This window comes from Xenorhabdus sp. PB61.4 (assembly GCF_963894935.1).
Classification (GTDB): domain Bacteria; phylum Pseudomonadota; class Gammaproteobacteria; order Enterobacterales; family Enterobacteriaceae; genus Xenorhabdus; species Xenorhabdus stockiae.
The window spans coordinates 1-1,876 of sequence record NZ_CAWQJR010000118.1 but is presented as its reverse complement, the minus strand read 5'-3'; the positions used below and the strand labels follow the sequence as shown (position 1 = coordinate 1,876).

General features: G+C 42.9%; 1 protein-coding gene. It reads left to right on the top strand.

Going from position 1 to position 1,876, the window contains the following annotated elements; translation table 11 throughout:
• Window positions 1–1,729, top strand: a 1,729-nt coding sequence (locus AACX68_RS07055; RefSeq protein WP_228860845.1) for a TonB-dependent receptor domain-containing protein, incomplete at its 5' end; no start/stop codon positions are given.
• Window positions 1,730–1,876: the final 147 nt, after the last annotated feature.

Genomic DNA, 1,876 nt, shown 5'->3' with positions numbered 1-1,876 from the left:
TCAACTAACTTGTCCATGGCCTGTTCCTCCCCGGAGTCGTTTTAGGCTTTCACCAAAACTTTGCTCCTGGAACAGGCCTCTCGTCAATTTCTTATCCAGAATTCAGGTTAACTATTATGCGGGTAAAAGAGGTAAGAATGCGCCTCAACCCTATTTTTCCTCATCCGAAAGACTTACTCCTTACAGAATGAGTGAGGAAGTACTGAATACCTCAATGGATAATATTTCTCATCTGTTGAAAGGAAAGCTGAAGTTTGGTGAAGGCCAAGCCCTTGAACTGGCTAGAAACGAATATATCAGCCGCTATGGTGAAATAATGCCATCATCAATAGTGCGTTTCGGTGCGCCTTATGAAGGTTTTATGAATAAAATTAATGTTACTTCATATACGGCACAATATCGTTTTAATCCAGAAGGTAATTATCTGGTCGATTTAAAAGCTAATGCATTTTATAGCCAGGCTGTGAGCCATATTAATAGCTCAAGCCCTTTATCAGGAATAACAGTAGACCGTACTTATAGTCAGACAGATAAATGGGGAGTAGGTATTAATAATACATCAGAGATCCTGTTTCCTTATGGGGATCTTTCGTTTACCTATGGCGCATCTTACACGTATGAAACTACTGGTTATCCGAAGAATGAGACCTATGACGTGCTTAAGAGCGGTTCTTTTAGGGAAGGATGGCGTAATGATTATAATATTTTTGTTAATGCCGAATGGAAGCCTCTGGATTGGCTGACCTTTGATGGTGGTTTGCGTTATTCATATTTTAAGTCTCATGATAATAATCCTATATTTCCAGATACTTTTGATGAGAATTATAAACCGAAGGTAGTGATTGATCCGGTGACCTACGGAGAGGGATTAGAACGTACTGCCGGTGGTTGGTCTCCGATTATCAATATGACCATTGAGCCTTTAGAAGGTCTTCAATTCTATGGCAAGTATGGCTCTGCTATCCGGTTACCAAGCCTGTTTGAAACAACTAAAGGCTGGTCTCAGACTCCGAATACAAACCTCCTGTTATCACCTGAGCGTTCCCTGTCATGGGAAGTCGGGGTCAATGTATTGAAGAATGATCTGTTGATGGATGGCGATAAATTCCGTACTAAACTGAGCTATTTTGATACACAGGTTAAAGATTATCTGACCCGAATAAACAACGCAAAACGTGGTCAGTATGAGACTCAGCTTACAATGATCAATGTTGATAAAGCGGAGTGGCGTGGTTTAGAGCTTTCATCAAGTTATGATGTGGGTGTGGCCTATGCTGAATTAGGCTGGTCATATTACACACACACGCTATTTTGTTTAACACCGGAACAGGCAAGCATTAATCCTAAAATGCGCTGTAATCCGGGAGGTATTCCGGACAGCTATGTTGTGAACCATATCCAGCCGAAGAATAGTTATACAGTGACATTGGGTGGACGTGCTTTTGATCAGGACTTGGACATGGGAGCAACGCTAAGTTACTTTGGCAGCCGGCCTAGTGTAGGGCTGAGTGATGTTAAAGGACAGCGTTCCGGAAGTGTTTTGGTTCACGTTGAATGGGAACCTTACACAACCGTTGACCTGTTTGTGAAATATAAAGTTAATAAAAACATCCGGATTCAGGCAGGTATTGATAACGTGACTGATGTCTATTACCTTGATCCGTTAGCAATGGGATTAATGCCGGGACCGGGACGTACTTTCAGAACGAATGTGACTGTTAAGTTTTAATTACAATCGTTGTGAACGCCTGACTGAAATGCCTATTCCCGCTGGAACAGCCAGAATCAGCTTATCGGGCTACAGACCCCGGGCGGCCAGCAGTGGGACTATCGCTACGATGCGTTCGGGCGGCGCACGGAGAAGGTGTGTGAACAG